Origin of the sequence: Methylobacterium ajmalii, assembly GCF_036448855.1 — a bacterium.
Classification (GTDB): domain Bacteria; phylum Pseudomonadota; class Alphaproteobacteria; order Rhizobiales; family Beijerinckiaceae; genus Methylobacterium; species Methylobacterium ajmalii.
The window spans coordinates 60917-80248 of record NZ_JAZFXT010000057.1 but is presented as its reverse complement, the minus strand read 5'-3'; the positions used below and the strand labels follow the sequence as shown (position 1 = coordinate 80248).

Annotated in this window: 20 protein-coding genes; 7 read left to right on the top strand and 13 right to left on the bottom strand. The window is 71.4% G+C overall.

The features are described from left to right. Window positions 1-8: 8 nt before the first annotated feature. The 3 genes from V3T34_RS23285 to V3T34_RS23275 are packed head-to-tail and all read left to right on the top strand — an operon-like array spanning window position 9 to window position 1977. Entirely contained in the window at window positions 9-662 is a 654-nt protein-coding gene (locus V3T34_RS23285) for a YoaK family protein (RefSeq protein ID WP_305077913.1), read from the top strand. Next, window positions 659-1534 carry an AraC family transcriptional regulator gene (locus V3T34_RS23280; protein ID WP_305077914.1) on the top strand — a complete coding sequence of 292 codons (876 nt, stop codon included), beginning with the start codon at window positions 659-661 and terminating at the stop codon, window positions 1532-1534. The genes V3T34_RS23285 and V3T34_RS23280 overlap by 4 nt, the downstream gene beginning before the upstream one ends. 35 nt (window positions 1535-1569) lie before the next feature. Beyond that, complete coding sequence (locus V3T34_RS23275; RefSeq protein WP_305077915.1) at window positions 1570-1977, top strand: DUF2000 domain-containing protein; 408 nt, start codon at window positions 1570-1572, stop codon at window positions 1975-1977. Window positions 1978-1997: 20 nt separating this feature from the next. Here V3T34_RS23275 and V3T34_RS23270 read toward each other — a convergent pair whose 3' ends face one another. Further along, complete coding sequence (locus V3T34_RS23270; protein WP_305077916.1) at window positions 1998-3299, bottom strand: MFS transporter; 1302 nt, start codon at window positions 3297-3299, stop codon at window positions 1998-2000. 92 nt (window positions 3300-3391) lie between these two features. Here V3T34_RS23270 and V3T34_RS23265 point away from each other — a divergent pair, with 92 nt between their 5' ends. After that, window positions 3392-3994, top strand: coding sequence for a TetR/AcrR family transcriptional regulator (locus V3T34_RS23265; RefSeq protein ID WP_091883456.1), 603 nt, complete (start codon window positions 3392-3394; stop codon window positions 3992-3994). Between the two features lie 151 nt (window positions 3995-4145). Continuing rightward, complete coding sequence (locus V3T34_RS23260) at window positions 4146-5048, top strand: CYTH domain-containing protein (protein WP_305077917.1); 903 nt, start codon at window positions 4146-4148, stop codon at window positions 5046-5048. Window positions 5049-5446: 398 nt separating this feature from the next. On the opposite strand, the gene V3T34_RS23255 is transcribed toward V3T34_RS23260, so the two are convergent. The 12 genes from V3T34_RS23255 to V3T34_RS23200 all read right to left on the bottom strand — a co-directional run bounded on the left by V3T34_RS23255 (window position 5447) and on the right by V3T34_RS23200 (window position 16516). Next, complete coding sequence (locus tag V3T34_RS23255) at window positions 5447-6751, bottom strand: O-acetylhomoserine aminocarboxypropyltransferase/cysteine synthase family protein (RefSeq protein ID WP_060846683.1); 1305 nt, start codon at window positions 6749-6751, stop codon at window positions 5447-5449. A gap of 25 nt (window positions 6752-6776) precedes the next feature. Beyond that, a complete protein-coding gene (locus V3T34_RS23250; RefSeq protein ID WP_280142894.1) occupies window positions 6777-7136 on the bottom strand; it encodes a response regulator in 360 nt (119 codons plus the stop codon). Window positions 7137-7377: 241 nt separating this feature from the next. Further along, on the bottom strand, window positions 7378-8607 hold the full coding sequence (locus tag V3T34_RS23245; RefSeq protein WP_305077918.1) for a sensor histidine kinase: 1230 nt from the start codon (window positions 8605-8607) through the stop codon (window positions 7378-7380). Window positions 8608-8774: 167 nt separating this feature from the next. Next, a complete protein-coding gene (locus tag V3T34_RS23240) occupies window positions 8775-10052 on the bottom strand; it encodes an O-acetylhomoserine aminocarboxypropyltransferase (RefSeq protein WP_060846685.1) in 1278 nt (425 codons plus the stop codon). Between the two features lie 437 nt (window positions 10053-10489). Then, window positions 10490-10813: a GrpB family protein gene (locus tag V3T34_RS23235; RefSeq protein WP_305077919.1), complete on the bottom strand. Its 324-nt coding sequence runs from the start codon at window positions 10811-10813 to the stop codon at window positions 10490-10492. A gap of 77 nt (window positions 10814-10890) precedes the next feature. After that, window positions 10891-11163 carry a hypothetical protein gene (locus V3T34_RS23230; RefSeq protein ID WP_060846686.1) on the bottom strand — a complete coding sequence of 91 codons (273 nt, stop codon included), beginning with the start codon at window positions 11161-11163 and terminating at the stop codon, window positions 10891-10893. Between the two features lie 139 nt (window positions 11164-11302). Next, on the bottom strand, window positions 11303-11503 hold the full coding sequence (locus tag V3T34_RS23225) for a Trm112 family protein (protein ID WP_060846687.1): 201 nt from the start codon (window positions 11501-11503) through the stop codon (window positions 11303-11305). A gap of 71 nt (window positions 11504-11574) precedes the next feature. Beyond that, window positions 11575-12243, bottom strand: coding sequence for an LON peptidase substrate-binding domain-containing protein (locus V3T34_RS23220; protein ID WP_091752802.1), 669 nt, complete (start codon window positions 12241-12243; stop codon window positions 11575-11577). Window positions 12244-12382: 139 nt separating this feature from the next. Then, complete coding sequence (gene trxA, locus V3T34_RS23215) at window positions 12383-13291, bottom strand: thioredoxin (protein ID WP_305077920.1); 909 nt, start codon at window positions 13289-13291, stop codon at window positions 12383-12385. A gap of 409 nt (window positions 13292-13700) precedes the next feature. Further along, window positions 13701-14189 (bottom strand): Lrp/AsnC family transcriptional regulator, encoded by a 489-nt coding sequence (locus tag V3T34_RS23210; RefSeq protein ID WP_060846690.1) that lies wholly within the window; start codon window positions 14187-14189, stop codon window positions 13701-13703. A 51-nt stretch (window positions 14190-14240) separates the two neighbouring features. Further along, window positions 14241-15164 (bottom strand): ROK family protein, encoded by a 924-nt coding sequence (locus tag V3T34_RS23205; RefSeq protein WP_305077921.1) that lies wholly within the window; start codon window positions 15162-15164, stop codon window positions 14241-14243. A gap of 5 nt (window positions 15165-15169) precedes the next feature. Continuing rightward, on the bottom strand, window positions 15170-16516 hold the full coding sequence (locus V3T34_RS23200; protein ID WP_060846692.1) for a dicarboxylate/amino acid:cation symporter: 1347 nt from the start codon (window positions 16514-16516) through the stop codon (window positions 15170-15172). Between the two features lie 706 nt (window positions 16517-17222). Here V3T34_RS23200 and ssb point away from each other — a divergent pair. Together ssb and V3T34_RS23190 are read left to right on the top strand one after the other, a co-directional pair. Continuing rightward, a complete protein-coding gene (gene ssb, locus V3T34_RS23195) occupies window positions 17223-17798 on the top strand; it encodes a single-stranded DNA-binding protein (RefSeq protein ID WP_305077922.1) in 576 nt (191 codons plus the stop codon). 256 nt (window positions 17799-18054) lie between these two features. Next, entirely contained in the window at window positions 18055-19305 is a 1251-nt protein-coding gene (locus V3T34_RS23190) for a TadE/TadG family type IV pilus assembly protein (RefSeq protein WP_060846694.1), read from the top strand. Window positions 19306-19332 lie beyond the last annotated feature (27 nt).

Genomic DNA, 19332 nt, shown 5'->3' with positions numbered 1-19332 from the left:
CTCCTCCCATGCGCGACACCCCTCCCCTCGACATCGCCGGCGGCCTGCTGCTCACCGCCGCCGCCGGCTACGTCGACGCCGTCGGCTTCCTGCGGCTCGACGGGCTCTACACCTCGTTCATGAGCGGCAACTCGACCCAGTTCGCGGTCTCGCTGGCGCAAGCCGGCCACCCGGTCGCCTGGGAGATCGGCCTCCTGTTCGCGTCGTTCCTCGGCGGCGGCTTCTGCGGCAGCGTGGTGTCGCTGCGCACCCCCGGCCGCTGGGGGCCGGCCGCCGTGCTGGCGGTCGAGGCGGCGCTCCTTGCCGCGGCCCTGTCTCTCGCCTTCGGCCCCGCGCAGGGGCCGGTGGCCCCGCTGCTCGCCGCCGCCATGGGGGCGCAGAACGCGGCGTTGCGCCGGAGCGCCGGCTTCCGGCCCGGCGTGACCTTCGTCACCGGCACCCTGTTCAGCCTCAGCCACACGCTGGCCCAGGCCGCCACCCGGATCGGCCCCGCCCTCGGCTGGGTACCGGATGCCTGCACCTGGCTGGCGCTGGTCGCGGGCGCGGTGGCGGGAGGACTGGCCTATCGGGCTTACGGGCTCGAGGCGCTGGCAGTGCCGATGCTGGGCGTCGGGCTGGTGCTGGCGCTCGCCGTCGGCCGGGCCGTGCGGGTGGCGGCATGAGCATGGCAGGCGACGCCGTGGCCGAGAAGCCCGCCCCGCGCCGCGACGTCGTCCACCTGCGGCGCGATGCGGCGAGCGGCGTCGAGGCGGTGACGGCGCGTTTCCACGGCCACGCCTACGACATGCACCACCACGACGAGTGGCTGGTCGGCGTCACCCATGACGGCGTCCAGGATTTCTTCTGCCGCGGAGCCCGGCGCCAGAGCACGGTGGGGCGGGTGATCCTGATCGAGCCCGGCGAGCGTCACGACGGGCAGGCCCTGCGCGCGGCGGGCTTTCGCTACAGCATGCTCTACCTGCCGCAGGACTGGCTGTGCGACCGGATGGGCGGCCGCGACGGGCCTCTCGGCTTTCGCGCCACGCTGGCCGACGACCGGCATCTCGGCGCGGCGATCGACCGGGCCTGCCGCGCCGTGTTCGGTGCCGCCTCGCCGCTCGCGACCGACGCGGCGCTCGACGACCTGGCGGAGGGGTTGCGCGGCCATCTCGGCGCCGCGGCGCCGCGCCTGGTGCCCGACGGCGATCCCGCCCTGGCCGAGCGGGCGCTCGACTACCTGCACGCTCACGCCGCCACGCCGTTCGGCCTCGACGCGCTCGCCCGGGCGGTCGGCGCCGCCGACCGGTTCCAGCTCGCCCGGGCCTTCCGGCGGCGCTTCGGCACCTCGCCCCATGCCTGCCTGGTCGAGCTGCGCCTCGTCCGGGCCCGCGCCCTGCTGCGCGAGCGGGTGCCGCCGGCGGAGGCCGCGCTGATGGCGGGCTTCTCCGACCAGAGCCATCTCGGCCGCTGGTTCCGCCGCGCCTACGGCCTCACCCCCGCCGCCTACCGGCGCGGGCGCACGGACGTTCCAGACGGCGGAGCCGCGCTCGACTAGCCCTGCGGTCGATCACCCTCGCAGGGAGCGTTCCGATGTTCGACACCAAGGTGGCCATCCTGGTCTGCGACGACCTCGCCGTGTGGCAGAAGCTGAACGTCACCGCCTTCCTGGCGACCGGCATCGCCGGGGCGGTGCCCGAGGCGATGGGCGAGCCCTACCGCGACGCCGCCGGGCGCATCCACGCCCGGCTCCTCGGCCAGCCGATCCTGATCTTTTCCGCCTCGGCCAAGGTGCTGCAGCGGGCCTGGCAGCAGGCGATCCAGCGCGACCTCACCCGCAGCGCCTATGTCCGGGCGATGTTCGAGACCGGGCACGATAGCGCCAACCGCGAGGTCTTCCGCGCCGAGCCCGCCGACGCGCCCGACCTCGTCGGCCTCGCCCTCCACGGCCCGAAGAAGGACGTCGACAAGGCGACGAAGGGGGCGGCGCTGCACCCGTGACGGGCGAGCCGCCCCTTCCGTTAGGCCGCCGCCACCGGCGCCGCCCGGCGCATCCGGCCGATCATCAGCGACATCAGCGCGGCCATGAGAGCCGTGAGGCCGGCGGCCAGGAACGCCTCGAGGTAGCGGCCCTCCGAGGCCCGCACCAGGCCGGCGCCGAAGGCCGCGGTCGCCGCGCCGAGCTGGTGGCCGGCGGCGATCCAGCCGAACACGATCGGCGCGTCGCGCTCGCCGAAGGTCTCGTTGGCGAGCCGCACCGTCGGCGGCACCGTGGCGATCCAGTCGAGGCCGTAGAACACCGCGAAGATCGACAGGCTGTAGAACGAGAAATCGGTGAAGGGCAGCGCCATCAGCGAGAGCCCGCGCAGGCCGTAATAGACGAACAGGAGCTTCCTCGGGTCGTAGCGGTCGGTGAGCCAGCCCGAGCCGGTGGTGCCGATGAGGTCGAAGATCCCCATCATCGCCAGGAGCCCGGCGGCCCGCACCTCGGGAATGCCCTGGTCGGCGCAGAACGAGATCAGGTGGGTGCCGACCAGCCCGTTGGTGGTGAGCCCGCAGATGAAGAAGGTGCCGAACAGGAGCCAGAAGTCGCCCTTGGCGCTCGCCCGCACCAGCCCGTCGATCGCGGCCCGGAACGGATTGGCGCGGCGCGGCGGCTCGGCGACGGTGCCGGGGGCGGCGCCGTAGGGGGTGAGGCCGATATCGGAGGGGCGCTCCGGCAAGAGCCAGGCGACGAGCGGGATCAGGGCCGCGACGGCGCAGGCCACCGTGAGCACCACCGGGCGCCAGCCCCCGGCTTGCGCGATCGCCGCGAGGCCCGGCAGGAAGATCAGCGTGCCGGTGGCGGTGCTGGCGGTCAGAAGCCCCATGAACAGGCCGCGGCGCACGGCGAACCAGCGGTTCACCACGGTCGCGCCGAGCACGATGGCGACGCAGCCGCTGCCGAGGCCCGACAGCACGCCCCAGGTCGCGATCAGGTGCCAGGGTTCGGTCATCAGCGCGCTCAGCGCCGTCGAGGCCGACATCAGGGCGAGCGCGCAGAGCAGCGTGCGGCGGATGCCGAAGCTCTGCATCAGGGCCGCCGCGAACGGCCCGACGAGGCCGTACAGGAAGATGCCGAGGCCGGCCGAGAACGAGGTGGTGGAGCGGCTCCAGCCGAAGGCCTGCTCGAGCGGCAGGATCAGCACGCCGGGCGAAGCCCGCAGGCCTGCGGCCGCGAGCAGGCAGAGGAAGATCACCCCCACCACCACGAAGGCGTAGTTGCGGCCGAAGGGCCGGGGCCTCGGCGGGGCGATGCCTCGCGGCGACACGGTCGAACTCATGCTGGGACACCCCTCCCCGAATCGTGGTAACACGGTACGTACCGGTCAGTAACATCGTCAAGGGCATCGGGCGCAGGATGGGAGCGACGGGGATGGCGGACGGGACCTCGGGGGACGGGCGCGACGGGAGCGGGCCGGCCCGGGCCGGCGACCGGATCCGGGCGGCCGCCCGCGAACTCTTCTACAGCCGCGGCATCCGCGGCGTCGGGGTCGACGAGATCGTGGCCCGGGCCGGGGTGACCAAACCGAGCCTCTACCGGGGCTTCGCCTCGAAGGACGCCCTCGTGGTCGCCTGCCTGGAGGATTACGACGCCGGGCTGCGCCGGCGCCTCGACGAGGCGCTGGCGGCCCATCCGGGCGACCCGCGGGCGGGGCTGGTGGCGTTCCTGTCCGGCATCGCCGGGCGCAGCGCCCGGCCGGGCTTTCGCGGCTGCGGCCTTACCAACGCCCTCGTCGAGTACCCGGAGGCCGACCATCCGGCCCGCGCAGCGGTTCTCGCCAGCAAACGCGCCCTGCACGCGCGCCTCGCCGAGGTCGCCCGCACGATCGGCGCCCGGACGCCGGAGCCCCTCGCCGACGCGCTGCTGCTGCTGATCGAGGGCGCCTTCGCCTGCGGCCAGATCTTCGGGGCCGAGGGGCCGAACCGCTCGCTCGCCGCCGCCGCCGAGGCCCTGATCGCCGCGAGCCTGGAATGATGCCCCGCATCGGCGCTCCGTGACGCGAAAACGGTCAATAATTCCGCAACATCACCGTCCCGGCCTTGATTCCGTCGTCCCGTTGAGCCGATACGCGAGAGTTGACGCCGATCGCGGTCGTTGAGGCCGCGACCCCCGTGGAGTTGAGCGTATGACCCTCGTACGACGTTTCCAGGTCGCGCCGGCGCTGGTCCGCCTGATCCGCAAGGAGCGCGGCTCCTCCCGCATCACCGAAGGCTACTTCCCGTCCCAGTCGGGCCGCACCTCGTTCGTGCGCGTCGACGGCGGCCAGTGCCACCTCGTCCTCGTCACCTCCGACGGCGCAACCGCCACCGAGGAGCGCACCGAGGTGCCCCGTGCCCACGGCGACGCGCTCCTCGACGTCTGCGCCGGCCGCGCCGCCTACGACCGCACCCAGGTGGCGCTCGGCAACGGCCGCGACGCCCTGATCGACCGCTACGTCGCCCCCGGCACCGTCGACGTGGTGACGGTGACGTTCGACAACCCCGACGAGGCCAACGGCTTCCCGGCGCCGCCGTGGTTCGGCCCCGAGGTCACCGCCGATCCGGCCTACGAGGGCCGCAGCATCGCGCTCCAGGGCGTGCCGCAGCCCGGCGAGATCGGCCTGTCGAACGCCGCCCTCGACGCGGTGCTCGACCTGATCGAGCCGCGCTACGGCTTCGGCCGCTACGCCGCGCCGCGAAGCGGCGGCGAGGAGGCCGGCATGGCGAGCGCGCTGCGCCGCATCGCGACGCCCCCGGCGCCCGAGCCGGCCCCGCCCCCGCCGCCGGAGCCTGAGCCGGTCCACGAGCCGGTGCCGGAACCGGCCCACGAGCCGGCGCCTCCGCCGCCCCAGGCCGAGGCCGAGCCCGCCCACGAGCCCGCGCCGCCCCCGCCGGAGCCGCCGCAGGACACCCGCATCGACGACGTGATCGAGAGCCTGTCGCAGGCCCTCGGCGCCGCGGTCCCGGGCGGAGACGCCGCCCGCGACGACGGCGCCCCGGCCTTCGAGCGCTGGACCGTGCGCCCGCGCCGGACCCAGCCGACGCCCTGAGCGGAATCCCGAGACCGTCCCGTGCGCGCCGCGCGGCGGGGACGGGACGGTCTCGGGAAGCTCGGCCCTAATCCGGACCAGGGCACCGTAGCCCGTTTGGCTCGACCTCGAGACGCTATTCGGCGTCCGAACGAAAATCCTTCGATCGCTTTCGTATCCCGTTCTCGACCTCATCCCGAGGTTTCAGTCCATCGATGATGGACTGACCTCGAAGGAGAGCTCCAGAAATCTCTCCGCTGGCTGGAGGCCTCCTTCGAGGTCAGTCGATTTCCAATCGACTGACACCTCAGGATGAGGTCGCGAATTGGGGCAAAGCCCTTCTCGCAACATCGGCTCCATCACTCAAACAGGCTCCTGCTCGGTTGAACACCCACTGATCTCGGTACAGGCGCCCGGGATCAGGCGAGCGCGTCCAGCGACTGCGCCACGTCGGCGATCAGATCCTCGACCGATTCGAGCCCGATCGACAGCCGTACCGTGTCGGGGCCGACGCGAGCGGCCTCCTTGTCGGCGGCGGGGAGCTGGCGGTGGGTCGTGGTCGCCGGGTGGATCGCCAGGGACTTGATCTCGCCGATATTGACGAGGTGCGAGATCAGGTTGAGCCCGGTGATGAACTTCTGCGCGGCCGCCTCGCCGCCCTTGAAGCCCACGGTGAAGATCGAGCCGGCGCCCATCGGCGAATAGCGGTTCGCCATCGCCTCGCCGGGCTGGCCCGGCAGGGACGGGTAGCTCACCCAGGCGACCTTCGGATGGTCCTTCAGGAAGGCCGCGACGGCGCGCGCGTTGGCGCAGTGGCGCTCCATGCGCAGCGGCAGGGTCTCGGTGCCGGTGAGCGTCAGGAAGGCGTTCATCGGCGACAGGCCCGGGCCGAGATCGCGCAGGCCGAACAGGCGGCAGGCGACCGCGAAGGCGGTCTCGGGAAAGCGCTCGGAGACGACGAGCCCGTCGTAGTCCGGCCAGGGCTCGTTGATCAGGTTGTAGCGGCCGGTGCCCTTCCAGTCGAAGCGGCCGCCGTCGCAGACGATGCCGCCGATCACCGTGCCGGAGCCCGACAGGAACTTCGAGGTCGAGTGGACCACGATGTCGGCGCCGTGCTCGATCGGCCGGATCAGGGCCGGGGAGGCCAGCGTGTTGTCGACGATGAGTGGCAGGCCGTGCTTGTGCGCCACCGCGGCGACGCCTTCGAGGTCGATCACCGTGCCGCAGGGGTTCACGATCGACTCGCAGACGACCGCCCGGGTCTTGTCCGTGATCGCCGCCTCGAAGTCCTCCGGCGTCAGCCCCCGGGTGAATTGCGGCACGAGGTCGTAGCGGCCCTCCAGCCGGCGCATCAGGCCGAGCGAGCCGCCGAACAGCCGCGAGGAGGCGACGTAGGCGTCGCCCGATCGCATCAGCGTCATCAGCACGAGCAGCATCGCCGACTGGCCCGAGGCCACCGCGACCGCCGCCTTGGCGCTCTCCAGCGAGGCGACCCGGCGCTCCAGGGCCGCCACGGTCGGGTTCGAGCCGCGGGAATAGGAGAACCCGGTCGCCCGCATGGCGAAGATGTCGGCGGCCTGCTCGTTCGATTCGAACACGAAGCCGTTGGTGAAGTAGATCGGCTGCGCCCGGGCGCCGGTGGCCGGGTCGGGGGCGGTGCCGGCATGGACCGCCCGGGTCGCGAAATGCAGCTCGGCGGGGCGCGGCTTGGTCGGGTCGGTCATCGGGGTCGTCCGTGGAAGGGGCGTCTCAGGCGGCGCGGCGCACGGTGGCGTGCAACGTCCGCACCAGGGCCGAGGGCGCGTAGGGCTTGGGGATGAAGCGGGCGCCGGGGGGCATGTCGTGGGGGCCGGGGCTGCCCATGCCGGAGACCACCAGCACCGGGATCCGCGGCCAGCGCCGCGAGACGAGGCGGGCGAGGGCAAAGCCGTTCATCGAGCCGAGGGGCATGTCGACGTCGGTCATCAGCACCTCGACGTCCGCGCGGCTCTCCAGCACGGCGAGCGCCTGGTCGGCGTGGGGCGCCTCCAGCACGGTGAAGCCGGCTTCCGCCAGGGTGTCGGCGGCCTCCATCAGCAGAAGGCCGTCATCCTCGACGAGGAGCACCACCGGCGGGGCGTCGGTCTCCTCCCGACGCAGGTCTTCCCCCTGGCGGGTTTCTCCATGGAGAAGCTCCTGGGGCGGTCGGTCCGGATCAGATGTCATCGCGGGCAATGCGGAGCGGGGGCGGATGGTTGCGGACGAAGGGATGGTGCCTATGGGTCCGCATCCCCCGGGTCAAGCGCGGCCGGGAGAGGGATCCGCGGCACCGAGCGGCCTCGGTTTCCAGGGGCGTCAGCCCCCAGCGGCCTCAGGCCGCGCCGTCCTGGAGCGCAGCGAGCGGCGCCTCCAGCTCCATCTCCGCGCCCTCGGGCGGAAACCGCAGGGCGACGCGCCCGCCGAAGCTGTGCACCAGGCTGCGCTCGATCAGCCGCGAGCCGAAGCCGCAGCGGGTGGGCGGCACGACCGGGGGCCCGCCGCTCTCCCGCCAGTGCAGGCGCAGCATCGCCCGTCCGTCGCCCGCGGGCGGCGGGGCGGCATCGCGGATCGTCCAGGCGATCGCGACGCGCCCGGCCGGGCTCAACAGGGCGCCGTACTTGGCCGCGTTGGTGGCGAGTTCGTGCAGCATCAGCGACAGGGTGAGGACCGCCCGCGGCCCGAGCGCCACGGGAGGCCCGGCGGCGGCGCAGCGGTCCTGCACCGCGTCGATATGCGGCGCCATCGCGCCCGCCACGACGGCCGCGAGGTCGGCCTCCGCCCAGGCGCCCCGGATCAGCACGTCGTGGGCGTCCGCCAGCGCCATCAGGCGGCCGTTGAAGGCGTCGGTCGCGGCCTCGAGGCTGGTGGCGCTGCGCAGCGTCTGGGCGGCGACCGCCTGGACGAGGGCCAGGGTGTTCTTCACCCGATGGGCCATCTCCTGCATCAGGAGCGCCTGCTGCTCCTCGGCCCGGTGCGCCTCGGTCACGTCGCGGGCCACCGTCAGCAGACGCTCGGGCGCGCCGTCCGCGCCCTGGATCGGCGAGACCACGACGTCCCACCAGCGCGGAGACTCGGGCGGGCCGGAGGGCGCACGGAAGCGTCCCGTGCGCCCGGCCCGGGCGGCGGCCAATGCGACGTCCGCGGCCCGCCGGTCGGCGGGCTCCGGCCAGGCTTCCGCCCACAGGGTGCAAGCGTCCGCCCACCGGGTGCCGGCCACCGCATCTGCGGCGTTCGCCCGACCGCCCTCGCTGCGCCACTGGACCGTGCCGTCGAGGGCGAGCACCTGGATGTCGTCGCGGCTGGCGGCGAGGAGCCGCGCGGTGAAGGCCTCGCTCGCCCGCAGCTGCGCGTTCAGCTCCTCGGCGGTGGCGAGCCGGGTCTCCCAGTCGGGCGCGGGAACTGGTGGCGGGAGGACGGAGAGCTCGGCCGCCGGGGCGGTCCGCCGCGGCCGCCGGGCCTCGCGCAGCAGGGCGCGCAGGCGGAGGATCTCCTCGCGGATCTCGCGTTGCCGCGCGGGCCCGTCGCCGGCCGGGGGACAGGCGTCGGTGTCGTGGACGACCATCGCACCAGCCTCCAGGCCCGCCGGACTCCTGGCCCACCCGGGCGGCCCCGCGTTCCGGCACACCCGCGCCGAACCCGGACATGCCCTAATAGATCACGGGGCCGGGCCTGGCGGCAATGGCGATGCGTCGCCGCGGCGGCCCCGCGGGGTCGCCGCGCGCGGGCGTCCTACGCGAGGGCCTGGTCGAGGTCGGCGATCAGGTCGCCCGCATCCTCGATGCCGACGGAGAGGCGCACCACCTCCGGCCCGGCACCGGCCCGGGTCTTCTGCTCGTCGGTGAGCTGGCGATGGGTGGTCGAGGCCGGGTGGATCACCAGCGAGCGGGTGTCGCCGATATTGGCGAGGTGCGAGAAGAGCTTGAGGTTCGAGACCAGGGCCACGCCCGCCTCGTAGCCGCCCTTGAGGCCGAAGGTGAACACCGCGCCGGCGCCGTGCGGGCAGTAGCGCTTGTGCAGCTGGTGGTAGCGGTCCGCCTCGAGGCCCGGATAGCTGACCCACGCCACGGCGGGGTGGCGGCTCAGGTGCTCGGCCACGGTCTTGGCGTTGTCGGAGTGGCGCTGCATGCGAAGCGGCAGGGTCTCGATGCCGTTGATGATCAGGAAGGCGTTGAACGGCGACAAGGCCGGGCCGAGGTCGCGCAGGCCCAGCACCCGCACGGCGATGGCGAAGCCGAAATTCCCGAAAGTCTCGGACAGGACCATGCCGGCATATTCCGGCCGCGGCTGCGACAGCATCGGGTAGCGGGCGTCACCCGCCCAGGTGAACGAGCCGCCGTCGACGATCAGGCCGCCGATCGAGTTGCCGTGGCCACCGAGGAACTTGGTGGCCGAGTGGACCACGATGTCGGCGCCGTGCTCGAAGGGGCGGATCAGGTACGGCGTCGCCATCGTGTTGTCGACGATGAGCGGGATGTTGTGGCGCTTGGCGACGGCGGAAATCGCCGCGATGTCGGTGATGACGCCGCCCGGATTGGCGATCGACTCGATGAAGATCGCCTTGGTGCGCGGCGTGATCGCCGCCTCGAACGAGGCCGGGTCGTCGGTGTCGGCCCAGACGACGTTCCAGCCGAAGTTCTTGTAGGAGTGGTTGAACTGGTTGATCGAGCCGCCGTACAGCTTGTTGGCGGCGACGAACTCGTCGCCCGGCTGCATCAGGGCGTGCATCACCAGGAACTCGGCGGCGTGGCCCGAGGCCACCGCCACGGCGGCGGTGCCGCCTTCGAGCGCGGCGATCCGCTCCTCCAGCACCGCGTTGGTCGGGTTGGTGATGCGGGTGTAGATGTTGCCGAAGGCCTGCAGCCCGAACAGCGAGGCGGCGTGGTCCACGTCGTCGAACACGAACGAGGTGGTCTGGTAGATCGGCGTCGCCCGTGCGCCGGTGGCGGCGTCCGGCGCCGCGCCGGCATGGATCGCGAGGGTGTTGAAGCCGGGCAGGCGGTCGGTCATGGCGTCCTCGGGCGTCGGTCTCTGGCCGACGTGCTTAGGACCCGTGGCGGCCGTGGGTCAAGCGGTCCGCGGCCCAGTAAAGCGTGAGCGTCACGCCGGTGTAGATCGTGCTTTGCATCATGCGTCGCGGCAAACGGGAGTGATATTCTTTGCAGCGTGCCGGCGCCGCTCGATATTTTTCGATGACGGCGCTTCAAAGGGTGCAATCTTCCCCCGCGTCGAATGACTGGATGCTTACCTAGGAGTTCGGCCGCTCCGATCGTCGGAGAGGGCTCGAAGCGTTTCGTCGATGAAGGCGGCCTTGGCGGATCGGTACGAATCCATGGGCCTGCCTTGGAAAGCCCTCTTCAGATCGTTGTAGCGGTGCAGTCGATCGGGATCGGTCCGCAAGGCCTCCGCGAACAGGTGGAAGATGTCGAATGTCCCGCCGATCGTGGTCAGCTGGATCCCGAGTTGCGGGACACGGTCGGGGGCCTCGAAAGCCGAAAAGTCGCCGGTGCGGATGGAGCCGGCATTGCGGCGAAAGCGCCGGGCCAGAGCGGCCTCGGCGGCTGCGAAATCTGCCGCCTGAACCCTGTGACGACATCGAGGTCGCCTTTGGTCACGCAGCCCGGGATGGATGTCGCGCCGACATGACTGACGTCCGCCGTGGCGGGAAGGATCGGCGTCAGGACCGTCAAGAGAGCCGAGAACGCCCGCTCGGCTTCGAGCTGCGCGACCCCGGCGTCGGGCATGAGCAGGAGGATGTCGTCGGGTGCCATGATGCCTCGTCGCTGCCCAGCCGATACCGCGGTCCGGCGGTTCGCGACGCGTCACTCCCGCCGGCCCGCGACCCGCCTCAGCGATAGTGGCGGTGCCGGCGATGGGAGCGGTCGTGGCGGCCGCGCAGATTGGTGCGGTAGGCGCGACGGCCGGGATCGATTCCCAGCACGCCGTTGACGCCGCCGACGGCGCCGCCGACCGCACCTCCGACGATGCCGCCGACCGGGCCGGCGACGCGGTTGCCCTCGCGGGCGCCCCGCTCCATGCCGCCTGGAATGCCCTGCGCCTCGGCGGCGCCGGCGAGCGCCAGGGTCGAGAATGCGAGGGCGGCGATGAGCCTGAGCTTCATGATCGTCTCTCCGAGGGGCCGGCACGGTGCCGGCCCGGCGGGGGACCAACGGCCGAACCGCCCGGAAGGTCGCGGGCGGATCCCGCGATCGGCCGGGGTCGTTACCGAAACGTCACGGGCCGGCCCCGGCGGCCGGCCGTCAGTCGGCCAGCTGGCGCGCCTCTTCCGGCAGCATGATCGGGATGCCGTCGCGGATCGGATAGGCGAGCTTGGCCGAGCGGCTGATCAGCTCCTGGCGGGCGGCATCGTAGTCGAGCCGCTCCTTGGTCAGGGGGCAGACCAGGAGCTCGAGCAGCTTGGGGTCGATGCGGGCGGCCTCGGCGGCGGGGGAATCGGTCATGGGGATCCTCGAAGGTGCGTCCGGGTGGTCCGGCGGGGCGTGTGCCGGGACGCCTTAGCCCAAAGCCCGTCCTATTGCAGCGTCGGCTCGCCGCCCGCTCCGCGCACCAGCTCCATCTCGGTGACGGCGATCAGCACCTCGGCCCGGGTCTTGAGGTCGGGGGCCTCCAGCATCGCCTGCTTCTCGCGCGCGCCGAACGGGCTCATCATGCACAGCGCGTTGACCAGCGCCTCGTTCGGCGCCTCCTCGATTCCCGCCCAGTCGACCTTGAGGTCGTTGGCGTCGACGAAGTCGCGCAGAGCCTTCAGCACGCCGGCGCGGTCCACCGCCTCCTCGCCGGCCCGGGCGTGGAAGTCGCTCTCGAAGGGGGCGAAGGTCACCTTGCAGCGGCGGTAGCCGGTCGTCGTGGAGAGTTCCTCCTCGACCCGGAAGCGGGCGATGCCGGTGAGCGAGATCAGGTAGCGGCCGTCGCCGGTCTCGGCGAACTGGGTCACCCGGCCGGCGCAGCCGACGCGGAAGAGCTTCGGCGAGAGCGGCGTCTCGCCGGATTCCGAATCCGGCTGGATCATGCCGATCACCCGGTCGGTGCGCAGCGCGTCGTCGATCATCGCGAGGTAGCGCGGCTCGAAGATGTTGAGCGGCATCTGGCCCCGCGGCAGCAGCAGGGCGCCGGGGAGCGGAAAGACCGGGATCACGACCGGGCAGTCGGCCGGTCCCTTGTAGGCGACGTTCATGCTCATCGGCGTCGCTCCCGCGAAACGAAGGGGATCCGGGCCCGCGACGGCGGGCCCGGGATCGCACCCCTTGTTCTAGGGCGCCGCCCTCCGGCGAGGATACCTGTCCGGCGCAAATGCCGCGCCGGAGGGCCCCGCCGCCGGATCAGGAGAACATCAGGGTCGAGAGCTTGCGCCGGCCGCGGATGGTCATCGGGTCCATCGGGCCCCAGGCCTCGAAGAGCTGGAGGAGCTGCTTGCGGGCGCCGTCCTCGTTCCAGGTCCGGTCGCGGCGGACGATCTCGATCAGCTGGTCGACCGCCTCCTGCTGCTGGCCCTTGGCGTTGAGGCCCAGCGCCAGGTCGAACCGGGCCTGGTAGTCGGCCGGGTCGGCCTCGATCCGGCGCTGGAAGCCGGCGAGGTCGCCGAGGGAGGCCGCCTGCTCGGCGAGCTCGATCGCCGCCCGCACCGCGGCGATGGCCGGGTCCTTGGCGGCCTCGGGCGGTGCCGCATCGAGGAACTGGCGTGCGCCCTCGACGTCGTCGCGGTCGAGGATCAGGCGGGCGAGCGCCGCGATGGCGCCGGCATGGCCCGGCTCCTGGCCGAGCACGGCGGCGTAGATCTCGGCGGCGGCCTCCGTGTCGCCAGCCTCGGCGGCGGCCTGCGCCTCCGCCATCAGGTCCTCGACCGCGGTGGGGCCGAGGGGGCCGACCAGGCGCTCGATGAAGGCCTTGATCTGGCCCTCGGGCAGGGCGCCCATGAAGCCGTCGACCGGCTGGCCGCGCTGGAACGCGATCACCGCCGGGATCGACTGGATGCCGAGCTGGCCGGCGATCTGGGGATGCTCGTCGATGTTCATCTTGACGAGCTTCACCTTGCCGCCGGCATCCTTGACGGCCTTCTCGATGATCGGCGTGAGCTGCTTGCACGGCCCGCACCACGGCGCCCAGAAATCCACCAGCACCGGCTGCTGCAGGGATTCCTGCATCACGTCCTGCCGGAAGGTCGCGGTGGTGGTGTCCTTGATCAGGGCGCCCGCAGGGGTCTGGCCGGCCGCGGGAGTGTCGGTGAGCATCGATGACCTCGGGAGAACGGCCTTCACGTCGCGAGCCCGGAGGGCCCGCCGGACAGATGGGGTAGACCGTCCGCCCCGGCCAGGGCAAGGCGCAAGGACGTGCGCGGGAACTTGCACCAAGGACATGCACGCACGAAGGACATGCACGCACGAAGGACATGCACGCACGAAGGACATGCACGCACGAAGAAGATGCACGAGAACCCGGGCGAGCCTGCGGACGGACGGGACGTGGCCCAGCCGGGCGGACGGCGTGCCGCGTTCGGGCGGTCGGAGGGGAGCGCCCGGCCTCCTCCACGAGGGAGAGCCCGGCGTGGAGCGCGCGACCAACGCTCTCAGCATCGTCCGTTTCCATCCGCGGCCCGGCACGAGGGCACCGATGGGAGACCCGGGAAGGGTCCTTGCCGCGTCACCCCTTCAGGTGATCCAGCGGCAACGCCGTCGTGTACTTCACCTGGTCGAGCGCGAAGCTCGACCGGATCTTGGCGACGCCGGGGATGCGGGTGAGATGATCGACGATGAGGCGCTGGTACTCGGCCAGGTCCTCGACCACCACACGCAGCATGTAGTCGGCCTCGCCGCTCATCAGGTAGCATTCCATCACCTCCGGCCGGTGGCGGATGGCGTCGGAGAAGGCCTGGAGGGCGGCCTGGGTCTGCTTCTCCAGCGAGACGTGGACGAAGACGTTGACGTGCAGGCCGAGCGCCTGCGGGTCGGCCACCGCGACGCAGCGCCGGATGATGCCCCGCGCCTTGAGGTCGGCGACCCGGCGCCAGCACGGCGAGGTCGAGAGGCCGACCGCCTCGGCGAGGTCGCCGATGCCGACCTCGCTGTCCTGCTGCAGGTGCTCGAGGATGCGGATCGAGGCCGGATCGAGGTCGACGGGGCGGGCCGGCACAGGCGATCTCCCGAGGCGCGAAAGGCGGTCGAGGATACCGATTAGCACGCCTCAGCCGGCAGGCGCATCCTCGCCGTTCCACAGCCATGCCGCCCCGCGCACGCCCGAGGCGTCGCCGTGGCGGCTCTGCCGGATCGGCGTGGCGAAGCCGCCGCCGAAGATGTGGGGGGCGACGCGCTCCGGCAGCGCGTCGTAGATCTCGGGAATCGTCGAGAGGCCGCCGCCGAGCACGATCGCGTCCGGGTCGAGCACGTTGACGACGCCGGCAAGGCCGCGCCCGAGCCGGTCGAGCCAGCGCCCGAAGGTCGCCGCGGCCGCCGCGTCGCCGGCCCGCATCGCCGCGACGATCGCCTCGCCGCTCATCGCCCGGTCGGTGCGCCGGGCGTGGTCGGCGGCGAGACCCGGCCCGGAGAGCCAGGTCTCGAGGCAGCCGTGGCGGCCGCAATAGCAGGCCGGGCCCGGGCGCTCGTCGTCGCCGGGAGAGGGCAGCGGGTTGTGGCCCCACTCCCCGGCAATGCGCTGGCGCCCGGAGAGGGCCCGGCCGGCGAGCGCGATGCCGGACCCGACGCCGGTGCCGAGGATCACCGCCCAGACGACCGCGAGGCCTTCGCCCGCCCCGTCGACGGCCTCGGACACCGCCAGGCAGTTGGCGTCGTTCTCGAGCCGCACCGGCCGGCCGAGGACGTGCGAGAGGTCGTCGCCCAGCGGCCGCCCGTTGAGCCAGGTCGAGTTCGCGTTCTTGACGCGGCCGGTCTCCGGCACGAGCGCGCCTGGGATACCGATCCCGACGGTGCCGGACCCGCCGGCCGCGTGCTCAAGCGCGCCGACCAGGGCCGCGATGGCCCGGAGCGAGGCGTCGTAGTCGCCCCGCGGGGTCGCGACGCGCCGCCCGGCCAGGACCCGGCCGGATTCGTCGAGGGCGATCCCGGCGATCTTGGTGCCGCCGAGATCGATGCCGATGCGCAGCTGTGCCATCCCGCCTACGGCGCGACCGGGACCGGCTTCTCGTCGGCGATCTCCGTGCCGATGGCGAGGGGATTGGCCATCACCTCGCGCAGCTTGACCGGATCGAGCTCGCCCTCCCAGCGGCTGACCACCACGCAGGCGACGCCGTTGCCGACGAGGTTGGTGAGCGCGCGGCACTCCGACATGAACTTGTCGATGCCGAGGATCAGCGCCATCGCGGCGACCGGGACCGGGTTGCCGGGGATGGCCGCGAGCGTGGCGGCGAGCGTGATGAAGCCGGCGCCGGTGACGCCCGACGCCCCCTTCGAGGTCAGCATCGCGACCGCGATGATGGTGGCGTACTGCCCGAAGCTGAGATCCGCCCCCACGGCCTGGGCCAGGAACAGCGTCGCCAGCGTCATGTAGATGTTGGTGCCGTCGAGGTTGAACGAGTAGCCGGTCGGGATGACGAGGCCGACGACCGAATCCGAGGCGCCGAGCCGCTTCATCTTCTGCATCATGTGCGGCAGCACCGTCTCGGACGACGAGGTGCCGAGCACGATCAGGAGCTCGTCCTTGATGTAGGCCAGGAACTTGAGGATCGAGAAGCCGGAGAAGCGGGCGATCAGCCCGAGCACCACGAGCACGAACAGCAGGCTCGTCAGGTAGAAGGTGGCCACGAGGCCGGCGAGGTTGCCGAGCTTGCCGATGCCGTACTGGCCGATCGTGTAGGCCATGGCGCCGAAGGCGCCGATCGGCGCGAGCTTCACGATCATGCCGATGATGCGGAAGAAGATCTCGCCCGCCGCCTCGATGGCGTGGATCGCCGGCTTGCCGCGCTCGCCCAGGCCCGTGATGACGACGCCGGTCAGCACCGAGATCAGCAGGATCTGCAGGAGGTCGCCGCCCGCGAAGGCGTCGAAGTAGCTCTTGGGGATGATCGCCATGATGTGGGCGACCGTGGAATCGGCCTGCGCCTTGCTGACGTAGCCGGCCACCGCCTTGGCGTCGAGCTGCTCGGCCGTGGCGCCGAAGCCGGCGCCCGGCTGCACGATCTCGCCGACGATCACGCCGATGACGAGGGCGAGCGAGGACACCACCTCGAAGTAGATCAGCGCCTTGAGGCCGACGCGGCCGACCTTCTTGAGGTCGCCGATCGACGCGATGCCGTGCACGATGGTGCAGAAGATGATCGGCGCGATCATCATCTTGATGAGCGCGATGAAGGCGTCGCCGAGCCACTTCATCGCCTTGGCGGCGTCGGGGGCGACGTAGCCGAGCAGGACGCCGAGCGCGATGGCGATCAGAACCTGGATGTAGAGGACCTTGTACCAGGGCTGCGACGAGCCCGGAGCCGTCGCGGACGGCGTGGCGTGCTGCATGTTCGTTCTCTCCCCACGGTGCCGGCCGCCTTCAGGTCGGCCGTCGCGGTGCGACCTTCGCCGCATATTCAACCGGGATACGTTCGACGGCCGGAACCCACCGACGGTCCGGCCCGCTCGTTCATCGACGGACACCCGCGGACGTCTCCGGCGGTCGTCCTGCCGGCCCTGGGACCGGTGGCGCGGCATGCAGCGTGGGAGTAGCGACGTCAACGCCCTCGCGGCATGTTTCGGCACTCCGCCACGAGTTCAGCGTGCTGGCAATCCCGACCCGGCTAAAATTTACGTCAGCCGAGACTTGCCCGACACACTGGCAGCCGGCCGTAGCGGGATCGGAGCCGGGACGCGGCTTGCTCGCGACGAGGCGGAACCTTGCGGCAGCAAAGCCTGCGGGCGGGCGACGCACCGCGTGCGCGCATGAACGACTTCACGGCACCGACCGGACAGGACGGATGATTGTCCCGACCGCGCTCTCGTCGTGCAGGCCGCCCATCGGGCCGCACCGGCGGCGCTTGCCTCATCCTACGAACAAATGTAGAACACGATCCGGCCTCGGCGATGTGTGTTTCGGGCACAAGGCGCCCCCTCCCCTTGCCGGGCCCGGCAGGTTCGGCCCAACTCGCAGGACCGATGCGGTGGTCCGCGGCGTCGGGCGGGCCTGCGCCGAAGCGAACGCCCGAGTGAGATGGAACGAGAGGAGAGCGGAATGGCGGGCAGCGTGAACAAGGTGATCCTGGTGGGCAATCTCGGGCGCGACCCCGAGACCCGCCGGCTGGCCTCCGGCGATCCGGTGGTGAACCTGCGCCTGGCCACGTCCGAGTCCTGGAAGGACAAGGCGAGCGGCGAGCGCAAGGAAAAGACCGAGTGGCACTCGGTCGTGATCTACAACGAGAACCTGGCCCGCGTCGCCGAGCAGTACCTGCGCAAGGGCTCGAAGGTCTACGTCGAAGGCCAGCTCCAGACCCGCAAGTGGCAGGACCAGTCCGGCGTCGAGAAGTACACGACCGAGATCGTGCTGCAGCGCTTCCGCGGCGAGCTGACCATCCTGGACGGCCGCGGCGGCGGGGCCGAGGGCGGCATGGGCGAGATGGGCGCCGACGACATGGGCGGCGGCCAGATCAGCCGCGGCGGCGACTACGGCGGCGGCGGTGGCGGCAGTGGCGGCGGCCGCAGCTCCGGCGGGCGCTCGTCGTCCGGCGGCGGAGAGCGGCGCCCCGCCCCCGCATCCGGCGGCGGCAACCAGAAGCGCTACGACGACCTGGACGACGACATCCCGTTCTAGAGCACTTTTCGACGAGGCGGATCCAGGCTCGTCGAAAAAATCACCGCACGATCGAGAACCTGGAGCAGCGCCCGGCCACGACATGGCCGGGCGCTGCGCCGTTCCGGGCAAGGCTCGACAGGACGACGTCCGCTGAAACAACCGAGAATCAATAATCTCGGTACAAGCGCAAGCTCTAATACCGAATTAATACTTGTTAAATAATTTGGGAAGACAGTCCTGCGGCGTCTTGATCGAACGACCCGCGGAGACAAGGATGCGTTTCGAGTCCACGAGACGCCATGCATTCATCGGCGACCGGAGGGGCATCACCACCGTCCTGTTCGGCATCCTGCTGCCGATCCTCATGGTGGGCATCGGCGGCAGCATCGAGATCTCGCGCGCGGTCGAGTACAAGCAGAGGCTGATCTCCGCGACCGACCTGAGTTGCCGGCAGGCCGAGGTCTACGTCGAGAGCTTGAGCGGCCTGAGCATGCCGAGCGGCTACGACGCGACGGTCCAGTCCTACGCCGACAAGAACCGGTCGGAGCGGGGCCTGGCCGCGACCGCCCGGATCACCGCGACACCGACGGTATCCTCCGCGGTGCTCACCACGCCGCCGCTGAGCGTCCGCCCGGGCAACATCCACGTCGTGGCGACCGGCAGCGTCGGGCTGTTCTTCAAGAAGTTCCTCAACAAGGACAGCGTCGACTTCTCGGTGACGCGCGACTGCAACGTCCAGGCGGCATCCTCGTCCGGCCCGCCGACGATGATGATGTCCGAGTCTTTCGAGGGCTATGCCTCGCAGCTGGTCGGCGGCTGGGCGGTGTTCGGCACGATGTCGCAGGCGAACTGCGCCAGCTCGATCTGCCAGGGGAAGTCCTGGGGAACGACGAATGCCGGCGTCGAGGTCGACCAGCTCTCGGCGATCACGACCGGCGACGGCGTCCAGTACGGCAAGTCCTTCGCCGAGCTCGACAGCGACTGCAGCAACCAGGTCGGCACCCGCACCACGGCCCAGCAGAATGCCTGTACGCGCGGCAACAACACGACGAACTCGTCGATCAACATGATCTTCAACCTCGCGGTCGGCACCTACGAGGTCCGCTACGTCTACACGGCGCGCAAGAACGTCGGGGCGTACCAGTACCCGAACGACGCGATCATCTGCTCGAACCCGAAGGACACCGACGGCCTGACGCGCGACGGCGACGTGGCCAGGAACGCGGCCGGCACGAGCACGGTCGCCCTCGACGGGCAGACGCGGCGCATCGAGCTCTGGGTCGAGCCGAAAGCGAGCGGCTACAAGTCGGACGATCAAGCCCTGACCGCCACCACCGATCCGGCCTATGTCAAGCAATACATGGCCGACGTCTGCATCTGGTCGAAGACCTGGATCGAGAGGAGCTACAAGTTCAGCGTCACCAAGCAGCAGGATTATCGGATCTCCTGGCGTGCGGCCGGGCTCGACGACAGCTTCGGCGGGCTGATCGACTATCTGCGCTTTTGCCAGAACTCATGCCCTTGACGTGGCCACCCCGCTTCTCCCGAGCCT

Bases quoted from the DNA above. Each gene is read 5' to 3' on its own strand.
- V3T34_RS23285 (WP_305077913.1), top strand. From the start codon at position 9: ATGCGCGACACCCCTCCCCTCGACATCGCCGGCGGCCTGCTGCTCACC.
- V3T34_RS23280 (WP_305077914.1), top strand. From the start codon at position 659: ATGAGCATGGCAGGCGACGCCGTGGCCGAGAAGCCCGCCCCGCGCCGC.
- V3T34_RS23275 (WP_305077915.1), top strand. From the start codon at position 1,570: ATGTTCGACACCAAGGTGGCCATCCTGGTCTGCGACGACCTCGCCGTG.
- V3T34_RS23270 (WP_305077916.1), bottom strand. From the start codon at position 3,299: ATGAGTTCGACCGTGTCGCCGCGAGGCATCGCCCCGCCGAGGCCCCGG.
- V3T34_RS23265 (WP_091883456.1), top strand. From the start codon at position 3,392: ATGGCGGACGGGACCTCGGGGGACGGGCGCGACGGGAGCGGGCCGGCC.
- V3T34_RS23260 (WP_305077917.1), top strand. From the start codon at position 4,146: ATGACCCTCGTACGACGTTTCCAGGTCGCGCCGGCGCTGGTCCGCCTG.
- V3T34_RS23255 (WP_060846683.1), bottom strand. From the start codon at position 6,751: ATGACCGACCCGACCAAGCCGCGCCCCGCCGAGCTGCATTTCGCGACC.
- V3T34_RS23245 (WP_305077918.1), bottom strand. From the start codon at position 8,607: ATGGTCGTCCACGACACCGACGCCTGTCCCCCGGCCGGCGACGGGCCC.
- V3T34_RS23240 (WP_060846685.1), bottom strand. From the start codon at position 10,052: ATGACCGACCGCCTGCCCGGCTTCAACACCCTCGCGATCCATGCCGGC.
- V3T34_RS23235 (WP_305077919.1), bottom strand. From the start codon at position 10,813: ATGGCACCCGACGACATCCTCCTGCTCATGCCCGACGCCGGGGTCGCG.
- V3T34_RS23230 (WP_060846686.1), bottom strand. From the start codon at position 11,163: ATGAAGCTCAGGCTCATCGCCGCCCTCGCATTCTCGACCCTGGCGCTC.
- V3T34_RS23225 (WP_060846687.1), bottom strand. From the start codon at position 11,503: ATGACCGATTCCCCCGCCGCCGAGGCCGCCCGCATCGACCCCAAGCTG.
- V3T34_RS23220 (WP_091752802.1), bottom strand. From the start codon at position 12,243: ATGAGCATGAACGTCGCCTACAAGGGACCGGCCGACTGCCCGGTCGTG.
- trxA (WP_305077920.1), bottom strand. From the start codon at position 13,291: ATGCTCACCGACACTCCCGCGGCCGGCCAGACCCCTGCGGGCGCCCTG.
- V3T34_RS23205 (WP_305077921.1), bottom strand. From the start codon at position 15,164: ATGGCACAGCTGCGCATCGGCATCGATCTCGGCGGCACCAAGATCGCC.
- V3T34_RS23200 (WP_060846692.1), bottom strand. From the start codon at position 16,516: ATGCAGCACGCCACGCCGTCCGCGACGGCTCCGGGCTCGTCGCAGCCC.
- ssb (WP_305077922.1), top strand. From the start codon at position 17,223: ATGGCGGGCAGCGTGAACAAGGTGATCCTGGTGGGCAATCTCGGGCGC.
- V3T34_RS23190 (WP_060846694.1), top strand. From the start codon at position 18,055: ATGCGTTTCGAGTCCACGAGACGCCATGCATTCATCGGCGACCGGAGG.